The organism is Vreelandella sulfidaeris Esulfide1 (assembly GCF_054072535.1).
In genome coordinates this window covers 3,987,936-4,009,166 of record NZ_CM133364.1, presented here as the reverse complement: position 1 = coordinate 4,009,166, position 21,231 = coordinate 3,987,936, and the positions used below count along the sequence as shown (strand labels likewise).

Sequence of the window (21,231 nt, the reverse complement as noted above, 5' to 3'; positions counted from 1 at the left end):
TAATAAAGCGAGATATAGTTCTTTGAAAATAGTTTTTTGAATAATTCTTCTAGGGCTTTTTTGTAATGAGAATAATGCATGTTATTTCTTCCGCAGCGGCTGGTGGTGCGGAAATATATGTAAAAGATTTATCCAAGTCGATGTCGGCAAAAGGTCATTCCGTATTTGTTGTTTTGCTTGATCGTGCGTCTGAATCAGGTCGTGATGCTGAGTTTGAGGCATCGTTTCTTGCTGAACTAACGCAATACGGTGTTGAGTATGGTTTTCTCGGGGGCTTATGTAGAAAAAATCCTTACAAAGGTATTGTCGGCCTATCTCGGTTATGCCGTATCTTCAAGCCCGATATCCTACATTCTCATCTTTACTATGGCGCAGTTTTCTCGCTCTTCCAGTTCGGTGTGCCTCATGTATACACGCACCACAACATAAAGCTAAAAGCTAAGCCATTTTTTTACAAATTTCTCGATCTACGCACGTCAGCGTATATTGGCATTTGCGGTGCTTGTACAAAGCTTTTGAAAAGCGTTACGTCACGGAAGGTCGTCCATATCGATAATGGTGTCGATAGCGGCAGGATCATCGTTAAGAAAGAGTACATACCAAGTAGGCCTCTTAAAATAGTCTCAGTTGGTACTTTATCCGTTCAAAAAAACCATCAACTGCTCTTCCAAGCTATCGCACAATTAACCGATCAGGATTTTACCCTTACTGTTGCGGGGGAGGGCTCACAAAGTGAAAAGTTAAAGCATTTGGTAGAAGATCTAAGTATTGATCATAAAGTTAAATTCATTGGCAATAGCAATAATGTTAAACAGCTTCTCCACGATTCTGATCTGTTTATTATGTCATCTGCCTGGGAAGGCTTGCCAATTGTTCAAATCGAAGCGTCATTGACGGGATTACCCGTACTCGTAACTGATGTAGGGGGGTGCTCAGAGATTGTAGAACGCGTTGGTAACGGACTTGTCGCCAATGTTGAGTTCGAAGATTACACTGCAAAGCTTAAACAGCTCATCGAAGATGAATCATTGCGCCAACGTTTACACAATAATGCCTTGGAAAATTCGCAACACTATAAGGTGGATAACGCAGTTGAGCGCCATATTGAACTCTACAACCGCTTGAAGCGTCAGTTGCCCTCTCATGCCTGAAGTCTCTTTTATTCTAATTCTGTTTGTGCTTACCGCGGTCTATTGCCTTTGGATGGGTTATCGGCATCGCTGGTTATTATGGCCATTAGTTTTCGCTTACTTGTTCCGTACTCTATTGTTCATACTGGACTATACACGGGTTTTTCGGCCCCCAGGATCTACCGCTGATGGTGCTCGTTTTATTCGCCATGCTGATGAGTTTGCTAGCAGGGATTGGTATACACTTTTTAATAATATACCTTTATTCCATTCGAGCTACTATGCGTGGCTGGGGGGTATATTTCAAAAGGTAGTAGGAGAGTCCCCATTTTTTTTGATTGCTACCAACTTCTTTTTTGGCCACGTGGTCGTCGCTGTTACGGCAATTATCTGCTATCAGCTTTGGGGTAAACGTGCCGCTATTTGGGCAGCCATGATTATGGCGCTTTATCCCTTTGGTGCTTTTAATTCAGTATTGGCTATGCGTGAAGAAATAGCCATTATGTTCTTCTTAATGGGGCTCTATTTTTATATACGCTGGGTGGCAGGGAAATCGCCGCTTGGGCTGTTATGGGGTGGGCTACTCTTCGGTGTGGCCGTTCTATTTCACCCCGGCTGGGTAGCCGCTTTTGTGGGTGTAGCGGCGTACCTTGTTTATTTCCTTTACCATAATCTTTTTAAAGATCGTCAGCGATTTGTCACCAAGCTTCATGCTAGCAAGATAGTACTGGCTATTGGCATGCTGTTGTTTTCTGTGGGTATGGTAACTCTCAGCGGGGGTATCTCACTGGGTAAAGGTGTCGAAATAGGTGGGGAATCTGAAGGTGGCATTGGTGCGACTATTGAAGAGAAATTTACTGGAGAAGCGTCCGGGGGCTCGGCTTACCCTAGCTTCGTCGCGCAAGGTAACCCCTATACACAACCCTGGTTGATCCCCGCCCGTATCATCTATTTTCATTTCTCGCCATTCCCTTGGGATATTCGCAGTCCTCTTCAAATAACAGGCTTGATTTCATCAGTTCTTTATTGGTTTTTGGCTTGGCGTGTTTATCGTGGTTGGGGTGAACTCAAACACAGGGAGGAGTGTGTGGCGATGTTGTTCATCTTTGGTGCGATTACTTTCGTATTTGCCCTTGGGGTTAACAATATTGGCACGGCGATTCGGCATAAAACCAAGTTACTCGGTTTGTTCGTGATTCTCGCTGCCTCTTCTTTTAATAGTTTTCGAATACGCTTTACAAGGAAATGATCTCTTGGACGTCCTGATAATTGCTGGCAATGCACGCTCTCTAATAGCCAATCGAGGGGATCTGGTAAAGGATATGCAGGCACGGGGCTTGGTCGTGGCAGCGGCAGTGCCCACCGCCGACTATCTCCCTGAGGTTGAGGAGCTTGGCATTGAGATATTCCCGATCGAAATGGGGCGTACCGGTATCAATCCGCTACACGATCTCAAGACGCTTTGGTCGCTTTACCGCCTGATTCGAAGGTTAAAACCTAAAGCCACATTCGGTTATACCATCAAGCCCGTGGTTTATGGCAGCCTTGCCGCCAAAGCTGCCGGTGTGCCCCGCATTTACTCAATGATTACCGGTCTTGGCCATGTGTTCACGACTAATAGCGCCAAGAATCGCCGCTTGATGAAGGTCGTTACGCTGCTCTATCGAGCAGGTCTTGCCTGTAATCATAAAGTCTTTTTTCAAAATCCCGATGACCTGCAGGAATTCACCGAGAGAGGGATCCTGCGCGATGCTGCTAAGGCCGTTCGCACTTATGGTTCAGGAGTGGATATAGAGCGTTTTCCAGCCACTCCACTTCCCGAAGGGAAATTGACATTCCTGTTCATCGGACGGTTGCTGACGGAGAAAGGGATCGCAGAGTTTTGCAAGGCCGCGGTCCAGCTGCGAGCTGAGCACCCTGGGGTACGGTTTATTGCAGTAGGGCCACATGATCCTAACTTACCTCACTCATGTGCTGCCGAAGACCTGCAGCGTTGGAAGGAAGAAGGGGGGGTGGAATTTATTGGTAACGTTGCGGATGTTCGCCCGTGGATAGCGCAGTGTTCTGTTTTCGTGCTGCCATCGTATCGTGAGGGAACGCCTCGCTCGGTGCTCGAAGCGATGAGCATGCGGCGACCAATCATCACCAGTGACGCGCCGGGCTGTCGTGAAACGGTGGAAGAAGGTGTGAACGGGTTCTTGGTAGCGCCGCGCACTAGTGCGCCTCTGCTTGAGGCAATGCGTAAGTTTGTCGAGCAGCCGGCGCTAGTGCCGCAGATGGCAGAGGCGTCAAGGAACTTAGTCGAACGTCATTACGATGTTCGCAAAGTAAACAAAGTGATTCTCGAGGCAATGGAGTTGGCATGAGAGAAGGCATTAAGCGACTTTTCGACCTAATCACTAGCGGCGCTGGGTTGATTGTGCTGTCGCCGCTGCTGTTATTAGTAGCGATATGGATCAAGCTGGATAGCAAGGGGCCAGTATTTTTCATGCAGCAGAGAGCCGGGCGCGGACAAACGCCCTTCAAGATTTTCAAATTCCGCACCATGTTACATCGTGCCCCTGAGTCCATCGACCAGAATCAGGAGCAGGTAGTCAGTGGCGGCCACGACCCGCGGATTACCCGGGCGGGCCGCTTCATTCGCGCTACCAGCCTTGATGAATTACCCCAGCTAATCAATATTTTCAAGGGCGATATGAGTGTGGTAGGGCCTCGCCCTGTGCTTATGGAGCAGACTGCTGTAGTCCCGCCCAGTTATAAAAAACGTTTCAGCGTTCGCCCGGGCTTGACCGGGCTTGCCCAGGTGAAGGGGCGTCGTAGCCTTGGCTGGTTACAGCAACTAGCTTTTGACGCTGAGTACGTCGATAAGCAAAGCCTCGCATTCGATTTCAGAATCTTGCTGCTGACAGTCAAGGTGGTTGTGACGGGGGGCGGGGTTTATGGGGAGGCGGGACTGAATTGGCGTACCTACCGTGATCGACTGAATGGCCAGCCTCCACGGGATAGTGATGTTGAGGAGGCAATGCGATGAGTCAACTCAGCTTTATGATGATTACCGCCAGCCCTGATGTAGCTTCTTTTATCGAACTACATGGCGTGGATCGAATTTTTATGGATCAAGAGGTGCTTGGGAAGGCTGAACGCCAAGGGCATCTGGATACCCACAAAGCGGCGCACTCATTGGAAGAGATCGCCTCCGTTGCTAGCGTACTCAAGCAGGCAGAGTTGATGGTGAGGCTTAACCCTCTACAAGCATCGACCCGCCAAGAAGTGGACGCAGCTATTGCACATGGCGCCCAACGCTTGATGTTGCCGATGTTTTCCTCGCGTAACGAAGTGGGTCAATTTCTGGATATGGTTAATAGTCGTGTCCCGGTTACCTTTCTCGCCGAAACAGCTGCCTCGTTGGTGCGACTGCCCGATTGGCTAGGATTGCTTACGCCGGGGCGTGACGAAGTGCACATCGGCTTGAATGATCTCTCGTTAAGCATGGGCTTGAGCTTTCTGTTTGAGCCCATGGCGGCACGCTTATTAGACCCCGCCGCCGCCGCTCTCAACCAGGCAGGCGTGACATGGGGCGTGGGTGGCGTCGCACGTATCGGGCAGGGCGAATTACCCGCCGAAACGGTGATAGGTGAGCACGTTCGTCTTGGTTCGCAATGGATCATCCTTTCACGGGCGTTCCACTCTGGTGCCGCGACTTCGGCTGAGTTGCTTGAAACACTCGATTTCCCGTCAGAAATTAACAAACTGCGCCAAGCCGAGTCGCATTGGCGTAGCGCTGATGAAGCCTCGTTATTGGCTAACCAGCGGGAACTCGCTGAATGTGCTTATCGTCTGGGTAGTCGGGGTGGGGTTTGATGCCATCACTTTCTGACCCCATTCGTCGTGTGCTCTATCTCCAGAAGCCCGAGGTGATCACACAGCAAAAAGCGCTGGTAATTCGAACTTTGCAATCAGCGCTCCCAAAGGTGGAGTTCCTCTTTGCCGACAGTGTAGAGGCAGTGCCGAGAAATACGAAGGTCGATGTGATCATTACTCCGACGCTGCCGTGGCTACCCGCTGCGCTGGCCCGATTGGACCAATATCGATGGATACACTTTCTCTCCGCTGGGGTCGAGAAGATCTGGGACATGGACTTCGATAAAACCTCAATTTTGATGACCAAGAGCAGCGGTGTGCATGGTGCGCCGATGAGCGAATATGCCATGGGTACCATGCTCTATTTTGACAAGCAGTTTGGCCGCTTTCATGACTTGGCCAAGCAGGCACTTTGGCAGCGCAGCTGGCTAGATGAACTGACAGACAAACAGCTCACAGTGCTTGGCTTGGGGCATATTGGTCAGAGTCTGGCCCGGCGCGCCAAGGCCTTCGATATGCAGGTGGTCGGCACTCAACGCACTCCTCGTTCGATATCAAGTGTCGATCGTGTTGTTGCCCTTGAGGATATCGGACCAGAACTGGCGCGCACGGATTTTTTAGTGTGCTGCTTACCACTCACAGAAGCTACCAGGGGCTTGGTAAACGATAAGTTACTGAGCCAGCTTAAGCCCGGTGCAGTGCTGATCGATATTTCCCGCGGTGGGGTAGTGAAGGGGGATGCAGTGCTCAAGGCGCTAGATTCTGGGATTCTAAAAGGTGCTGCTCTGGATGTATTCGAACAGCAGCCTTTACCATCAGAATCGCCGTTGTGGAAGCGGGAGGATGTTTTGATCACACCGCATGTGTCGGGGACTACACCGCACTATCTGAAGCGGGCATTGAATGTGTTCCTCGATAATTATGCTGCATTTTCAAAAGGGCAACGCATGGTCACGTTGGTTGACCAAGCGGCGGGTTATTAATGGACAGGGATCTAAGATGACTATGAATCATGTTTCCAATGTTAACGATATGCTTTTTGCGCGTGGTTTTGCCCTATATCCCCGTCATGCCGATGTATCAGCACCTGTATGGAATGAGCTTGAAACGTGGCCAACAAAAGAAATCAACGGCTATATATTAAGGTACCATCCCCAGGCATCGGTTTTCTCTAGCGTTCATCAAACCGGGGCTGTTGTATTGGTAGGCAATGCCGTTAACCCGTTTACGGGCGAGCTTGAGCAAAACATAGTCGACCACTTTCTTGCAAACGAAGTCGGTAAGTTGGAAGACGGCAGGTTACGAACAGAGTTAATCGACTACGTAGACCAGCTGACAGGCCGTTTTCGACTAATGTTTATTGAAAATGGTGCTGTTTGTGCTCTGTGTGATGCAACTGCCTTGGCTTCACTTTACTTCTTCCAGCAGGATGACTCTATCTATTTATCTTCTCATTCTCAGCTATTGGCCGAGACGGTGGGAAGTGAAAGGGATAGTGAGGTACAAGAAATCATTGATTCAGGGTTCTATAGCGTAGGCCGAAAGCATTTGCCTGGTTATAAGAGCCCTTTCAAGGGTATAGAGTTATTGGGCGCGAACGTATATATAAGTTCCTTGTTGAAAAAAAGAGTCCGAATATTCCCGCGTGAACCTCTAGATAAAGACAGTAGAACTTTTACAGAAGTGGTGCTTGAGTCTGCCGATATCCTCAAGAAAACGGCTGAACTTTATGTTGCTAGTCGCCCCGTACGAGTAAGCCTCTCTCTTGGACAAGATAGCCGTATCAGTTTGTCGGCTTTTCATGACTGGCGACAGCAAATCGAGGCCTACTCCTATTGTGGCAATCAGGTTGAAACTGCTGAAGCAAATAAAGTACACGAATTTGCTAAGTTAATCGGTGTTAAGCACCATGTGATAGATACTGAAAACGTGCCCCTTGAGGAGGCTAATGAGTTAGCTGGCGTGCTGGACAGAACGTCTGCGTATCTACGAAAGCATAAAACAACCGAGTTTAAAAAGCTGGTTGCCTTGCTACGTTGGTTTCCTCAGGACGCTCTGGAAGTCAAGGGTGAGGCTTCGGAAGTAGGAAGAGCTACGTACACAAAGCGCTCTGGTATCAAGAATTTCCCGGAGCTTGACGCACGCGCTATGAGTAACCTGTATAAAAAAGCTTTTTATCCTCGCCATCTACTGAAGCGGGTTGATGGTTATTTTGAGGAGTTTAAGCGCAAGGGAGAGTTTGGATTTTCATCTTTAGGCTATGATGATTACGATTTGTTCTTTTGGGAGCATAGGACTGCCTGCTGTGCCTCTTTAGGCATGCAAGATCACGATATTTATCATGATGCTACCGCTATCATGAATAACCGTATTCTCATGAATAACTTCCTTACACCCAGTTTTGAAGACCGGCTTCAAGACAAAATGCACTTGGCAGTATGCGAAAAGCTTTGGCCGGGTGTGCTTGCTATTCCAACCTCTCAGCGTACGTCTGCTAAAGGTAGAGTTAAAGTATTAGTTGAAAATGTATTTTTCAGGGTTAACAGGTTCTAAATAATTCATGTTGTAGGTGGGAAGTTACTATGAAAGTTTTAGTCACCGGTGGCGCTGGCTATATTGGATCGCATACCGCTCTCTCTCTGCTTGAAGCCGGACACGACGTGGTGGTGCTTGATAACCTCTGCAACGCTTCAAAAGAAGCGTTGCGCCGTGTAGAAGAAATTGCTGGCCGGACCTTGTCCTTCATCGAAGGTGATATTCGCGATCGGGCCTGTCTGGATCAGTTGTTCAAAGAGCACGATATCCATGCAGTGATTCATTTTGCGAGTCTGAAAGCCGTTGGTGAGAGTGTCGCGCAGCCATTAGCCTACTACGACACCAACGTGGCAGGCACGGTCACGCTTTGCAAAGCCATGCAGCAGGCTGGTGTTTTTCGTTTGGTGTTCAGTTCGTCGGCAACTGTCTATGGGCCTGACGCACCGGTGCCTTACCAAGAAAGCATGCCACGTGGCCGCACCTCCAACCCTTACGGCACTTCTAAATCAATGGTGGAGCAAACCCTTGAGGATCTGGTTCAGAGCGACGGGCGCTGGTCGGTAGTGCTATTGCGATATTTCAACCCGATCGGGGCGCATCCTACGGGCAGATTAGGAGAGGACCCCCAAGGTATACCTAATAACTTGTTACCTTACATCGCCCAGGTGGCGGTGGGTCGTAGGTCAACATTAACGGTCTTTGGTAACGACTATGCCACCGCAGATGGCACCTGTGTAAGGGATTACCTTCACGTGATGGATCTTGCAGAGGGGCATGTTAGTGCACTCGATCGTCTAACCGTGCTTGGCGCGCAAGCATATAACCTGGGCACCGGCCAAGGGCTGTCGGTGCTGCAGATGGTAGAAGCTTTCGAGCGTATCAGTGAAAGGCCAATTCCTTATCAGTTTGCCCCACGCCGGGAGGGTGACCTGGCAGCCTTTTGGGCGGACCCAAGCAAGGCTGAAAAAGAGTTGGGATGGAAGGCTAGAAGAAGCTTAGACGAAATGGTTGCTGATACTTGGCGCTGGCAACGCCGGAACCCCCATGGGTATCGCACCGAGATTAATACTACATCACAAGGAGCATCATAATGTTGAGCATGGATAACGTTCGTTTAGGAGTCATCGGCCTGGGATACGTGGGTCTGCCGCTGGCCGTTGAGTTCGGCAAGGTAATGCCAACAATCGGTTTCGATATTAATGCTAAACGCATTGCAGAACTAAACGACGGTATTGATCGCACCTTGGAAGTGGAACCGGAGCTACTGGCCGAATCTACTCAGCTTAGTTTTGCCAGTGACCTAGAGGCGCTGCGTGACTGTAATGTTTATATTGTCACCGTGCCTACACCCATTGATGAAAGCCGTCGTCCCGATCTGACCCCATTGATTAAAGCTAGCGAAACGTTAGGCCAAGTAGTCAGTAAGGGCGATGTTGTCATATATGAGTCCACTGTTTACCCGGGAGCGACAGAAGAAGACTGCATTCCTGTGGTAGAGCGTGTTTCTGGGTTGGTTTACAATCAGGATTTCTTTGCGGGCTATAGTCCTGAACGTATCAACCCAGGCGATAAAGAACACCGGGTAACCACGATTAAGAAAGTCACTTCGGGCTCAACTAAAGAAGCCGCTGAGTTTGTGGATGCACTCTATCGCCGTGTGATCACTGCAGGTACGCATCTAGCCAGCAGTATTTGCGTTGCTGAAGCCGCCAAGGTAATCGAAAATACGCAGCGTGATGTGAATATTGCACTGATCAATGAATTAGCCCTTATTTTTAATCGTCTCGATATCGATACTGAAGAAGTGTTAGCGGCAGCCGGTACTAAGTGGAATTTCTTGCCATTTCGACCCGGGCTAGTAGGCGGACATTGCATCGGAGTCGACCCCTATTACCTGACTCATAAAGCTCAGCAGGTTGGTTATCATCCCGAAGTGATTCTCTCCGGGCGTCGTATCAACGATGGTATGGGCGCATATGTTGCCAGCCAACTGATTAAGCAAATGATTAAGACGCGTATTCACATAGAAAACGCACGGGTACTAGTGATGGGGTTAACGTTTAAGGAAAACTGTCCTGATCTCCGTAATACGCGCGTGGTGGATATTCTTGCCGAGCTGGGCGAGTATGATATTCAAACCGATGTTTATGATCCGCATGTGAATAAACAGGAAGCCGAGCAGGCCTATGGTGTTTCACTCATCGATTCGCCGGAGGCCTCTGCCTACGATGCCATTATACTAGCTGTTGCACATAATGAATTTAGAGAGCTATCGGTAGCTTCCATGCGTAGTTGGGGTAAGCCTCTTCATGTACTTTATGACTTGAAATACTTGTTGCCCAAAGGCCAGGCTGATCTGAGACTTTAAACGACTTACTTAGAGGTCTCGGTAAGCCGAGTAAAATCAGCTCTGAATTTTCAGCGTAAAATATCAAAAGTGCTCACTGAGGCCGCCCTGGAAAGTTTTGTGAATTTTTCAAATTCTTGAAAGATAAACTAACAGACAGCATCTAGGTCTTAGTTTAAATATGAATTAAAGCATATAGCTTTAAAAGGATTTGTATGCCGCCAGAAAATTTAGAGCCATTTTTCAGTGTGGTGATACCTGTTTACAATAAAGAAAAATTTGTAGGACGGGCGATTAGGTCAGTACTATCACAAGAGTTCACTAATTTTGAACTTATCATAGTTTGTGATCCATCAACAGATGACAGCTATGCTAAGGTAGCTGCGTTTAACGACGATAGAATTCGCGTTTTTCAGCGCGAAAAACCTGGTCCAGGCGGTTACGCTGCGAGAAACTTGGGCATTAAAAATGCTCGCTCTGAGTGGATAGGTTTTTTAGACGCAGACGACGAATGGCTTCCAACTCATTTAATGGCCAGTCAAAATATCATCACTGAAAATCCGGATATCAAATTTATTAGCCATAACTATGCAACGGTGTGTTACTCGAAATCACAAAAGTATTTTGAAAAAGCGAAATTCAACATAAGTGAATCAGGTAAGTTTCAACGAGAAGATGTTTTAAAAATTCTTGCAAAAAAAGAAATTTTTTATACTAATGGGGTTTTGTTAAAAAAAGAAATTCTTTTAAATGTAGGTATGTTCCCAGATGGAAAAACAAAACGCGCAGGAGATACTGACCTTTTTTTTAAGGCAGTAATGAACGTAGAGTATATTTACGTTTCAGATATTGTTACAAGCCGTTATTATATAGAAGCAAGCGGAGTGGTCAAAGACGCCAGAACAACCGGTAGCATGCATCCTGTTACTGTTACCGTCAAAACTTTGCTGCCTAACGAAAGAGAAAAAACTACGAAAAAGCACTTGATGATGTTCTCAAATCGCAAAGCATTGGGGTGGGCAATGCAACGAAAGATGAAAGGAATGTTTGAATATGCAGAATTCAGAAATTTCTTTTATTCTCAATTCGGCTTATCACAATGGGCAAGAACCATTTTTTTACTAATGCCCGATGGTGTAGTGGGGGTATATAAAAAGCTATTGGGCAGGGTTTAAGTAAGATTGTTTTATTAAATCAGCTTGCTGCTTATTCATCCTTGTTGAGAGTCTTTTCAGCTAGTAGAAAGGAATCTCTGCCTATGCATCTACCTAACCCTGGTAATCTCCCCATTTAAAAGGAGAGCATTCAACTAGGCACGATACCACTTTTTTTCAGCATGTTGGCTGGACTATAAAACCAGAATTTTTAAGCCGATTGTTATGTATCGTGCCAAAATGATCCAAGCCAGTTTGAAAATATCACCATAGATCAAAGCCTTAAGTTTCGTATTTCATGGAACAAAGCACAAGATCACCAGCACAGCAATTTTATCTACAAGCACTCATGCTTTAGCCTCGCATTGGCTAGATTTATTGGCTATCGAGCCTAGAGTACATAATTTTTCAAAAAAAGTGCTTGTATTGCAATGCATATTGTAATTTTGTGTATCTTAATGTAAGGTTTTGGTGTTGGTGTTAAAACATTGAGCTGTGCATGGCTTTCTTGGTCTTTAAAGCTCTTGAGCAGACTAAGCTATAGAAAAGCAAAAAAAGGGGAGTTGAAATGGCGATTACTGAAGTGCGGAAAGTGTACGAGCGTCCAGCTTTAATCGAGATCGGCACGATGGGAGAAATTACCCAAACCTTTGGTTGGGGCCGTGGCGGTGGTCATGGCTGGGGCCATGGTTGGGGCCATGGTTGGGGCCATGGTTGGGGACGTGGTGGTCATGGCTCTAAGGGAGATGGCTATCCAAATTCACCTGATTCCTAAGTGGGTTTAAAGCTTAGGCTAAAGGTTGCTCTTTTGTTGTCAAAAATATTACATAATTATGCTTCTTAAGGCCTGCAGTGTTAATGAAGCTGCAGGTTTTTTCATGCCTACGGCAAGAGCTAAAGCATATTTAGTTGGTAACTGATACCAATGGCAATACATATGCCAGTATATACCTAGGGAATCAAGATGGCTGAAAGACATGCTACCGACACCGCGGACGATAGTCTGTTAGACCACAAGGAACGGCGGGGTAATCTACCCGCCACAGAACAGCGTTATTATTACCTTACTTATGGGCTCAAAATTTGCTCTACGCTTGAGCTGCCCGAACTCCCGGAAATTGAGCCATGCGACCAACCAGATGTATTTGTAACGACTCCGGGGGTCGTTGATCGGCTTGAAGATGGAGCCTACCTTAGAAACTGGTTGGAAGTAGGCGATGACCGTTGTCAGATTACAGTTGAAGGTATTGCGCGTTACCGTGTAGAGGAAGGGCAGCGCATTTTGCTAGATCGACGTATGTCGCAGGGCGTAGATACAGTGGCGAATCCTGGCGATGTACGCTTGTTTCTGTTAGGTAGTGCACTGGGAGCGCTACTGCATCAGCGCCACTGGCTACCGCTTCATGTGAGTGCGTTAAAAACACCTGCGGGTGCTTGGGCGTTTACCGGACACTCCGGCGCGGGCAAGTCGACAATGAGTGCTTGGCTACACTATACGCAGCAATGGCCGTTGATTACCGATGATGTGGCAGTTATCAAGCCCGATGAAGCTGAGCCGCTACTTCACCCTGGCCCGGCGCGTGCAAAACTTTGGCGCGATGCGTTAACCGCTTTAGGAATAGGAACAGAAGGGCTTGTGCGCGACTTGATGCGTGCAGATAAGTTTCACTTAATGATGAACAAGGGTGTGCGTTACGATGCCCACCGGCTAAGTGCGTTGGTGCAATTAGAACGTGCTGATGAAGGGGAAGAAGCCACTCTGGAGAAATTATCCGGGGTTGAAGCCTTTAAGACTGTTATGGGCGCCATTTATCGGCCTGAATTAGGCAGCGAATTCAACACTGATGAACAGCTTATGCGTGAGTGTATTCGTTTGGCGCAGCAAATTCGTGTTTATCGCTTTCGGCGCCCGTGGTCACTAGAGGATATGGATCAAAACCTAAAGCCATTGCTTGATGAAATTAATGGTCAGTCGAGTTAGTTAGTATAGACGTGGTGTTTATAGCAGCGTCGGCTTTACCTTTAAACTTAAATAGATGGCTATGAACATCATTCTTTTTTATGGCTAATAAAGAATGAAAAAAACGTATACTATGCTGCTATAGTCTGAGAATAGATTATATCCATGGCGTATGAGTAGGGGCAAGAATTAGTCAGCTTGCTCAAATTCCCCAGGCTGCGGATATTATCATCGCTTTCTGATTAAATATACGGTCTCGTAAACGATTTAACTTTAAGTCTCTAATTTAAGTGCTGAACGATTGTTAATAAGGTATTAAAATAGCTTATAGTTGTTCATAAGTCAGTGTCGGCCTCATTGTCTGAACCTGTGTAATGATAAAATATAAATGAGAGAGTTATGAGAATTTATCTATATAAAGTTCTTATCAAAATGTATAGTTTTTTTTTAAAAAAATCTGGCGCTTATAATAGTTTTAATTCTTTTTTTGAAAGCGAAACTAAAAGTGATTTTAAATACACAAAACTAAAAGGAGCTATACAGCTCGGCTATACACCAAATTTAAAAAAGCCAAAAAGTTTTAATGAAAAATCAATTCATCGACGTCTTTACTGCAGGTCGCCGTTATGGCCTATAGTGACAAATAAAATTGAGGTGCGGCGTTGGCTCGTTGAATGCAAATTAAACGATGATGTCAAACTTATTCCGAAAATTCATATAATTGATGATGTGGAGAAGTTTGAATTTAGTAATATAAAAGAGCCTGTGGTCATTAAAGCAGCGTGGGCGTCGGGAATGAACGTTTTCGTAAAAGAACCTCAGTTAGAAGACTGGGCATCTATTAAAAATAAATTGCTAGAGTGGCAAAAAAAGGAATATGCCCCCCAACGTTTAGTATGGCCTGCGACACAGATGAAAAAAGAGTTTCTTGTCGAAAAAATGTATTCGAACTTGGGTAATGATTTACTTGAAGATTACAAATTTTATGTTTTTCATGGAAAAGTCGAGCTGGTTCAAATTATTACTGGGCGAGATGAAGAACCGTGCTATGCCCACTTCGATAGAAGCCTAAATAGGTTGGCAGTAAAGAGGTATAATAAAAAAGAAATAGATATTGGCTTCAAGTTAAATCCGGTTGTGCATAAAATGATATTGATTGCAGAAAAGATCGGTTGCTATTTTGATTTTGCTCGAGTCGATCTGTATGAGCTAGATGGCGAAGTATATTTTGGCGAAATAACTCAGTGTCCAAATAATGGATATGCTCGCTTTGAGCCCACAGAAGTTGATATGAAGCTTGGTGAAAAATGGCGATATCCAGAGTGATTCTTTCGTGGCTTTGGTTTTCTTTACTACGACTTCATTATTGTTTTTAGAATATTAATATCATATGTGAATTGGCCGTTAATCCTCACAAAATTAGAGCGAGAAAGAGTAGATTTTTTATGTAAAAAAAAGAAAAATATACATATTAAGGCATTACGCTTTCCTGATAGCTAGTTTTTATAATCTTAAAACATCCTAAAAGTGACGCTCCGTCTCTGCTATAGCTCTTGCTACGTTTACTTAATTCCATTGACAGTGAGTCCTACTGTCTGAATTAAGCAAAACTTATGATTGAAAATATCGAGATCCCTAGACAGATGGAACGGTTAGCTAATATCAGCGCAAATGGGAATTTGGTCTGTAACTTCTTTACTTACATAACGCTAATGATTATCTCTAGAACCACTAAATCGCCTATCATAACTACTGAGAACTGGCTCTAGACTGGGGTATCTAGTTTTACAAGTGACTGGCACACGAGAAATCAGAGTTAGTTGTATAGTCCGCGCTCATTAGACCCAGTTGCTTTATAAAATTCATGCACGAATAGTTAGAGAAAAGCTGTAGCTAAAGGGTATTTAACTTGATCGGTGGAGAGCATCTGATTGAGCTGGACCGGTCCCTATCTACTGAGTATATCATGCGGGCATTGATCGAACTTCTAATGTTGGGGTAAGCCCCCGCAGCAAAAATCTGACTGTGAGCGCTACATCCCCATCGCACATTATAACTAACTAGCCCTATAGCTGTTTTATTCTATTGAGAAAGTGCTGCAATAGTTAATAAGATGGTAATGAACATTTAATGGGGAGCAATCGAACATGCCGCTAGGGGGCATGGCCCCACAAGAGAAGCTGGTCGTCGGAGCTTAAGTTCTACTTTATCTGAAGCTTACAAAAAAACGAGTGGTATCTTTTTTTAATGATATGGAACGTATGTAATTAGTGTTTGTCTACTATATTTATTTACAAATTAATCTGTATATTTGTTTATGCGCTTCGCATTATATTTTTTAATCGAAGATTATAAAGTAAGAAATAGAGCTGGATTTTAATGTGATTATAGCTATTGATGTTAAGAAATTAATTTTATTTGATAATCGAGGGTGAAGTTCATGAAGGTGGTTATATCAGGGCCTCAAGCTCTTAATGGCACAGTTGCTGTTAGTGGTGCTAAAAACAGTGCAACACGTGTGCTTGCTGCAGCGCTCCTTTCTTCAGGGCAAATTACGTTGCGTAACTTTCCTCTTTTATTGGAAGATGTGAAAGCTAAAATAAAATTTATGCGAATGATGGGAGCTTGTATTGAAGAAAATTTTGCTAGCTCAGAGATTGAGTTGTCAGCTTCTTCAATCTCGACAGATAAAATCGTAGATTTTGATTTGCCAATTCGTACGACTTACTTACTTGCTGCAGGTGCACTAGCTCATAATAAGAAAGTGAAAATACCTTATCCTGGCGGATGTAAGATAGGTAGCCGTGGCTACGATCTCCATTTAATGGTTTGGAAGCAGCTTGGTTGTAAGGTCGAAGAGTGGCCCGAATACATTTTGGTAGAAGGCGAACTCACAGGGGGAGTAGTTGATTTCCCTATTTCTACAGTCGGTGGTACTGAAAACGCTTTAATGTGTGCAGCAGTTGCTAAGGGTGAAACGTTAATTCGTAATGCTTACATAACTCCAGAAGTAAGCGATCTTATTCTGTTTCTAAGAGAAATGGGGGCGAATATAGTACAAGAAGGAAGTAGTCATATACGCATACAAGGGGCTGGAAGCTTGCTGCGTGGTGCTTCGTTCAGCATAATGCCTGACCGAATTGAAGCATTAACATGGATTATATTAGCTGCGGTAACTAGAGGTACTGTGCTAATTAAAAACGTACCTTTTGAAACTATGGAGGTCCCTTTAATCCACCTGCGAGATGCAGGTATAGATCTATTTAAAAACAGTAATACTGTCATGGTATCGCCTGACTGCATTGGCCCACATGGAATCCAGCCCTTCGAATTAGCTACGGGTACTCACCCAGGTGTAATATCAGACATGCAGTCGTTTTATACATTCCTAGGGCTCTTTGCAAATGGCCGCTCTACTATATTTGACTATCGCTATCCCCAGCGTATTGCATATGCACAGGAGCTTAACAAATTTGCGCATAATGCGGTAAAGGCTGAGCCCGGTAAAATCATAGTACATGGCCCTAATACATTGCTAGGTGCGCAAGCTGAGTCTACTGATCTAAGGGGGAGCATGGCTCAGATAATGGCCGCGATTTGTAGTGAAGGAGCAAGCCAGATTAATGGGGTAGAACTTGCTTTAAGAGGCTACAATAATTTGCCAGAAAAACTAGCATCACTAGGTGTAAGCGCGCAATGGAGCGAATAAATGTTGCTGAGTTAAGTAAAATTTGTCCTGGGGGCGTCCTGCAAAATGTATCACTGGCAGAAATTAGTCAGTGGGGTGTCGGCGGGAAGGCTGATATATTAATTCGCCCATCAACGACAAAACAGGTAGCCGATCTACGTAGTTGGTTTTATCGTAATAGTATTCACCATTTCACGATTGGTTCTACTAGTAACTTGCTGTTTTCAGATGAAGGGCTCCGTGCACCCTGCGTTCAGTTAGGTAACCGTCTTTCGCAACTCACTATGTACAGCAACATAGTGCACGTACAAGCTGGTGTGTGGGTGCCAAGTCTAGCTCGGCGGCTGATGCTGGCAGGATTGACGGGGGGAGAACATATCTGTGGTATTCCAGGCACGCTAGGAGGACTAGTGTGCATGAACGGTGGTAGCCAGCGAAAAGGTATTGGTAGCAACGTGGTGAGTGTTGAAAGTGTTGATACCACTGGCAACATCTTTCACCGCTTTGCTAGTGAGTGTAACTTCTCCTACCGTAATTCGATTTATCAAGCTAATAATGAAGTGATTACATCGGTAACGCTCAAGTTTAGTCCGGGGAAACTCTCTAATATTCGTCAAGATATGCTTGCTATATTAGCTGATCGTAGTCGTAAATTTCCTCGTAAACTACCCAGCTGTGGATCCGTGTTTAAAAGCAACCCTGAAATGTATGCTGAGATTGGATCGCCTGGACTAATCATAGAAAAGTTAGGTTTTAAAGGGAGGAGGCAAGGTGGAGCGCAAGTTTCACTACAACATGCTAATTTTATAGTAAATACAGGAGGTGCGACTGCAAGTAATATTTTAAAACTTATTGCTGAAATCAGCCTAGAAGTTAAAAATAGCACTGGTCATTATATGGAGCCTGAAGCCTTTTATGTTACTCCTCATGGGGAAAAGCTTCCGATAGACTATTTAAATAATTCAAAGTAAAGAGAGGATATATGGTTGTTTTTTTTATTGGCTGTTTTTCAGGTATTAATACAGGTAATGGTGGACATTATTACTCTCTTCTAAATTTGGCAAAAGAAATTCCCGTATTATATAAAATCGTTGTAGTAGGTGATTTTTTTCCTGATGTATATAAAAATAAAGAAAACGTAGATTTTATTAAAATTAGTGTTAATGAGGTCGATAAGTTCAACCCTAAAGAAGATTTAATGTTTTTTGAACCGACAATAATTCATGCTTATGATAACAATTCAGCAATATTTGCGAATAAAACAGCTGCAGAATTTAAAATTCCTCTAGTAGTAACCAAACCCGGGGGGGGCGCATTAAAAGTATACTCACCTGTATATAAACATATGATTGTGTTTCATGGAGAGGACTTCGATCTTTTAAGTAAGAGATTGCTTACTAAGCCTAAAAAGCTAGCTTTGATCGCTAATCGAGTATCGGTACCATCGAAACTAGCGAAAAATAAAAGACTAAATCCCTTTGAAGGTAGCGGCGACGATTGTATTAAACTATTAAGAATTTCAAGGATTGGTAAAGCGTATAGAGATAGTATTAAGCAGAGCATAGCTTTACTTAATCGCATTCAAATTAAATATGGTTCTGATAACGTTTTTTTAGCTATCGTGGGTTATGTAGAAGATGAAGCAGTATTGTTAGAAATAGAAGAAATAGTCAAGGATTGTAAAAATATTAAATTATTTGTAACGCCTGAATATTGTATTGAAGCTTCGGAACTCATACGGTATTCAGATGTAGTGATAGGTACTGGTAGAAGCTATATGGAAGGAATGTCTTACGGGAAATTTGTTTTCTTTCCTCTTAAAGGGTCTGAAATACCTTGTTTTACTACAGAAAAAAATTATAATAAAGCATTTCATAAGAATTTTTCTCCCCGGCTGAGTATCCATGATGGAATTGATGCAGAAAAAGCTTTGAATGTTTTTTTTAATTACCTAGATGGTAAAGAAAATCCTAGTTTTTATAAAGAGTGGGTGATTGATGTTTTCAATCAAAATCATGAAGTAAAAATAGGCGCAAGTAAATTGATTGATTTTTATAATGATCTCATCCCTGAGACTAACGTTAGTTTTTACAAGCAAAATGCTTGGTTTAGATTAGAGAAAACTATTTCTTTTATGCGAGGAAAAATTAAAAAATTAATTGGTAAGTAATTTATAATGTGTTAACTAAATTTTATTAAGTATTGCTAGGGTAGGATAAATTATAATTTTTGCAAAATTAATTTTCTATAATCAATTCTACGTAGCGGCTAAGGGTAGCATGCTAAAATCACCAAGGCACTGGTGTTGCTACCAGTTTTGTGATCACATTTTCATGGCAAAGCGGTCGCAATGAAATTGCCTAAGCTTGAAACGACAGTATTTACTAAAAGCGACGGATCAATAAAGCAATATTAGGAGTAACTTGAAAATATTACATCATATCGACAAAATATACATCTACATAAGCTCTTTGATTTTATTCCAATAAGGGGCGCGGCGCTGGCAAGTTAAGGCTTAAGAAAGCCACTAGCCGGTCATTTAGCGGTGGTGCACTCAGTACTTAAATAGCAGCCTACGAAGGTGTAGTGCTGAAAGCTTTGACCCCCGGAAACGGGTATACGCCCTGCGGTTACCCAAGCGTGTGCTTTAAATTCGTTAGTGTCTGAATCCCGGCAAAGACCGAAATAAAGTGAATAGGGGATGCGGTAGAAACCCAGTAGTAGACGCGCTGTAATCGCTTGAGGAAAGCAATTGGCAACCCAGGGGCAATAGCGTGCAGCTACACGGATTACACGCGCAATGCGTAATGCTTGCTCCTCTTGTTTGCTTGTTAAAATATGCGAGTAGGCGCATAAGCCTACAGGCTCACCAAGATATGGGGCCAAGCGGCGGAAGGTAACCGTAATAATCAGCAGCCGGCTAATGCCCAGCATTAGCCAAACCGGTACAAACCAACACTGTGTAAAAGCGGGTTTGCGGAAAAAGCTCAGCGCCTTGCCGCCAATTGATTTAGCGTCGTTAAACACGCGAGCCTTACTTCTCGACTGGCTCAATCAAGTTGACCTTCATAAGGTCATGGGCGAACCGAGCTATATCCTGATGACAGGTATCGCTATCAATGTCGTACTCCTGGCAAAGATTAGCCACCAAGTCATCTATGCTTGCCGGTGTTTCCAGTAATTCCCAAGCACGTGCACCAACACCGGAAATGCCGTAATAGCGGCCGAGTTTCTCATTCATCATGACTAGATCACCGTCAAGGTTGGCAGCGACCATGTCGGGGTTGCGTTGTAAAAGTGTGGTTGAAGAGAGTGTCATCGTTGTCATGGTAATAGCTTCATTGTCCACTTATAAATGTTAGGGGAAGAAGTAATGTTAAATAAAAAGATTACAATTACATAAAATTATAAAAATTTCATCGTAATAATTTTGTGATATGCAACAAAGCCGCATGCCACAGGGAGTGGCATGCGGGGTGCTGCTTTTGTCAAAACTATTATCCTAAATCAAGAGCCTGGTACAAATGCAGTGCCATCTAAACCATTCGGTGAATCAGCGTTTGGTACATTCCCTTGCTCGGTAATGTCCTTCATCACACCTAGCTCTTGGAGTGTTGGGGCTTCATAAGATTTGCGATCCGTTTGTAACATATTGATCTCCTTAAATTGGTTGTTGCCAGCCGTCTTGCAACAATTTCACTATAGTAACTTCTTTGTTACACGTCTACACTTATTTGTTACAATTTTTTACTAGTTTTTAAATTCATCCTAGAGTATTAGGAGATGCGTCAAACACTTAAAAAAAAATTGGGTTTTCTACACAGCCTAGCACCACCTAATTCGTCAGTTCCCCCATGCTCCCTGGGCCTGACATTTTGTAAGAACGGTGGCGGCAGGGGTTTCCAGGGATTATTAACCCCTTTGGCTTTACCATCCAAGAATAATGACAAACCCCAGCTCAGCATCTGTAATTAAGGCACTCAGTTCGTCTTGAAGGCAATGTTTGAGTTTTCTGCCTCCCATCGACCGTAACCGTATCAAAATGCCTACTCGGAGTTTGTGATGGAGAGTTTGTGATGGAGAGTTTGTATGAGAGGAGTTGAAACAGCGCTAGTACTCCTAATTTAGAGCAAAAGCATAGACATGAGCAGAGATTGATATGCGAAAAGCTGAAACCAGTTCTGTCAGACGATGCAGTCTGCTAACTATTTGCTCCGTACGTTGAGTTAATACCGTCAGTTGTCATCGGCAGTATCTCATTGAGTACATAGGCTGGAACGAAGAGGGTGGAAGAGAAAGAAGGGGAAAAATTATAAATAGTGTAACCGCATGCCACGTGAGTGGCATGCGGTGTACTGCTTATGATGTCAATTTCCTAAATTAATTAGGACGCGACATCAAACGCAGTACCGTCTTGGCCACCAAGCGACTCAGCAAAGCTCTGGTTACCGCCTTCGGTAATGTCTTTCATTGCGCCCAGCTCTTGCAGCGCAGGGGCATTATAAGTTTTGCGATCTGTATGTAGCATTTCGATCTCCTTAGGGTTAATAGTTGCC

Annotated in this window: 20 protein-coding genes; 16 read left to right on the top strand and 4 right to left on the bottom strand. The window is 44.4% G+C overall.

The annotated features are described in order from the left end of the window. The first annotated feature begins 74 nt into the window (after positions 1–74). The 16 genes from ACW44H_RS18625 (at position 75) to ACW44H_RS18550 (ending at position 18,845) form a co-directional block, all read left to right on the top strand. The gene (locus ACW44H_RS18625; protein ID WP_457505986.1) at positions 75–1,151 is read left to right on the top strand and encodes a glycosyltransferase; all 1,077 of its coding nucleotides are present in this window, start codon (positions 75–77) and stop codon (positions 1,149–1,151) included. Next, positions 1,144–2,379 (top strand): glycosyltransferase family 39 protein, encoded by a 1,236-nt coding sequence (locus tag ACW44H_RS18620; protein WP_457505985.1) that lies wholly within the window; start codon positions 1,144–1,146, stop codon positions 2,377–2,379. The genes ACW44H_RS18625 and ACW44H_RS18620 overlap by 8 nt, the downstream gene beginning before the upstream one ends. Positions 2,380–2,383: 4 nt before the next feature. Beyond that, on the top strand, positions 2,384–3,496 hold the full coding sequence (locus tag ACW44H_RS18615; protein WP_457505984.1) for a glycosyltransferase family 4 protein: 1,113 nt from the start codon (positions 2,384–2,386) through the stop codon (positions 3,494–3,496). Beyond that, a complete protein-coding gene (locus tag ACW44H_RS18610; protein ID WP_457505983.1) occupies positions 3,493–4,161 on the top strand; it encodes a sugar transferase in 669 nt (222 codons plus the stop codon). Before ACW44H_RS18615 ends, ACW44H_RS18610 begins: the two co-directional genes overlap by 4 nt. Further along, entirely contained in the window at positions 4,158–4,991 is an 834-nt protein-coding gene (locus ACW44H_RS18605) for an aldolase/citrate lyase family protein (RefSeq protein ID WP_457505982.1), read from the top strand. Before ACW44H_RS18610 ends, ACW44H_RS18605 begins: the two co-directional genes overlap by 4 nt. Next, entirely contained in the window at positions 4,991–5,974 is a 984-nt protein-coding gene (locus ACW44H_RS18600) for a D-2-hydroxyacid dehydrogenase (RefSeq protein WP_457505981.1), read from the top strand. The genes ACW44H_RS18605 and ACW44H_RS18600 overlap by 1 nt, the downstream gene beginning before the upstream one ends. A gap of 16 nt (positions 5,975–5,990) precedes the next feature. Next, positions 5,991–7,544, top strand: coding sequence for a hypothetical protein (locus ACW44H_RS18595; RefSeq protein ID WP_457505980.1), 1,554 nt, complete (start codon positions 5,991–5,993; stop codon positions 7,542–7,544). 29 nt (positions 7,545–7,573) lie between these two features. Beyond that, positions 7,574–8,617, top strand: coding sequence for a UDP-glucose 4-epimerase GalE (gene galE / locus ACW44H_RS18590; RefSeq protein ID WP_457505979.1), 1,044 nt, complete (start codon positions 7,574–7,576; stop codon positions 8,615–8,617). After that, entirely contained in the window at positions 8,617–9,894 is a 1,278-nt protein-coding gene (tviB, locus tag ACW44H_RS18585; RefSeq protein WP_457505978.1) for a Vi polysaccharide biosynthesis UDP-N-acetylglucosamine C-6 dehydrogenase TviB, read from the top strand. The genes galE and tviB overlap by 1 nt, the downstream gene beginning before the upstream one ends. A 194-nt stretch (positions 9,895–10,088) precedes the next feature. Then, on the top strand, positions 10,089–11,048 hold the full coding sequence (locus ACW44H_RS18580) for a glycosyltransferase family A protein (protein ID WP_457505977.1): 960 nt from the start codon (positions 10,089–10,091) through the stop codon (positions 11,046–11,048). A 571-nt stretch (positions 11,049–11,619) separates the two neighbouring features. Then, entirely contained in the window at positions 11,620–11,802 is a 183-nt protein-coding gene (locus ACW44H_RS18575) for a hypothetical protein (protein WP_457505976.1), read from the top strand. 189 nt (positions 11,803–11,991) lie between these two features. Then, on the top strand, positions 11,992–13,008 hold the full coding sequence (locus tag ACW44H_RS18570) for a hypothetical protein (RefSeq protein ID WP_457505975.1): 1,017 nt from the start codon (positions 11,992–11,994) through the stop codon (positions 13,006–13,008). A 378-nt stretch (positions 13,009–13,386) separates the two neighbouring features. Then, positions 13,387–14,313 (top strand): ATP-grasp fold amidoligase family protein, encoded by a 927-nt coding sequence (locus ACW44H_RS18565; protein WP_457505974.1) that lies wholly within the window; start codon positions 13,387–13,389, stop codon positions 14,311–14,313. A gap of 1,114 nt (positions 14,314–15,427) precedes the next feature. After that, a complete protein-coding gene (locus ACW44H_RS18560; RefSeq protein ID WP_457505973.1) occupies positions 15,428–16,696 on the top strand; it encodes a UDP-N-acetylglucosamine 1-carboxyvinyltransferase in 1,269 nt (422 codons plus the stop codon). Continuing rightward, positions 16,684–17,646 carry a UDP-N-acetylmuramate dehydrogenase gene (gene murB / locus ACW44H_RS18555; protein ID WP_457505972.1) on the top strand — a complete coding sequence of 321 codons (963 nt, stop codon included), beginning with the start codon at positions 16,684–16,686 and terminating at the stop codon, positions 17,644–17,646. Before ACW44H_RS18560 ends, murB begins: the two co-directional genes overlap by 13 nt. A gap of 11 nt (positions 17,647–17,657) precedes the next feature. Beyond that, entirely contained in the window at positions 17,658–18,845 is a 1,188-nt protein-coding gene (locus tag ACW44H_RS18550; protein WP_457505971.1) for a hypothetical protein, read from the top strand. A gap of 365 nt (positions 18,846–19,210) precedes the next feature. On the opposite strand, the gene ACW44H_RS18545 is transcribed toward ACW44H_RS18550, so the two are convergent. The 4 genes from ACW44H_RS18545 to ACW44H_RS18530 all read right to left on the bottom strand — a co-directional run bounded on the left by ACW44H_RS18545 (position 19,211) and on the right by ACW44H_RS18530 (position 21,203). After that, positions 19,211–19,702, bottom strand: a complete 492-nt coding sequence (locus ACW44H_RS18545) for a lasso peptide biosynthesis B2 protein (protein WP_457505970.1) — start codon at positions 19,700–19,702, stop codon at positions 19,211–19,213. Positions 19,703–19,709: 7 nt separating this feature from the next. Continuing rightward, complete coding sequence (locus ACW44H_RS18540) at positions 19,710–20,003, bottom strand: PqqD family peptide modification chaperone (protein ID WP_457505969.1); 294 nt, start codon at positions 20,001–20,003, stop codon at positions 19,710–19,712. Between the two features lie 179 nt (positions 20,004–20,182). Further along, positions 20,183–20,326, bottom strand: a complete 144-nt coding sequence (locus ACW44H_RS18535) for a hypothetical protein (protein ID WP_457505968.1) — start codon at positions 20,324–20,326, stop codon at positions 20,183–20,185. A gap of 733 nt (positions 20,327–21,059) precedes the next feature. Further along, on the bottom strand, positions 21,060–21,203 hold the full coding sequence (locus ACW44H_RS18530) for a hypothetical protein (protein ID WP_457505967.1): 144 nt from the start codon (positions 21,201–21,203) through the stop codon (positions 21,060–21,062). Positions 21,204–21,231: the final 28 nt, after the last annotated feature.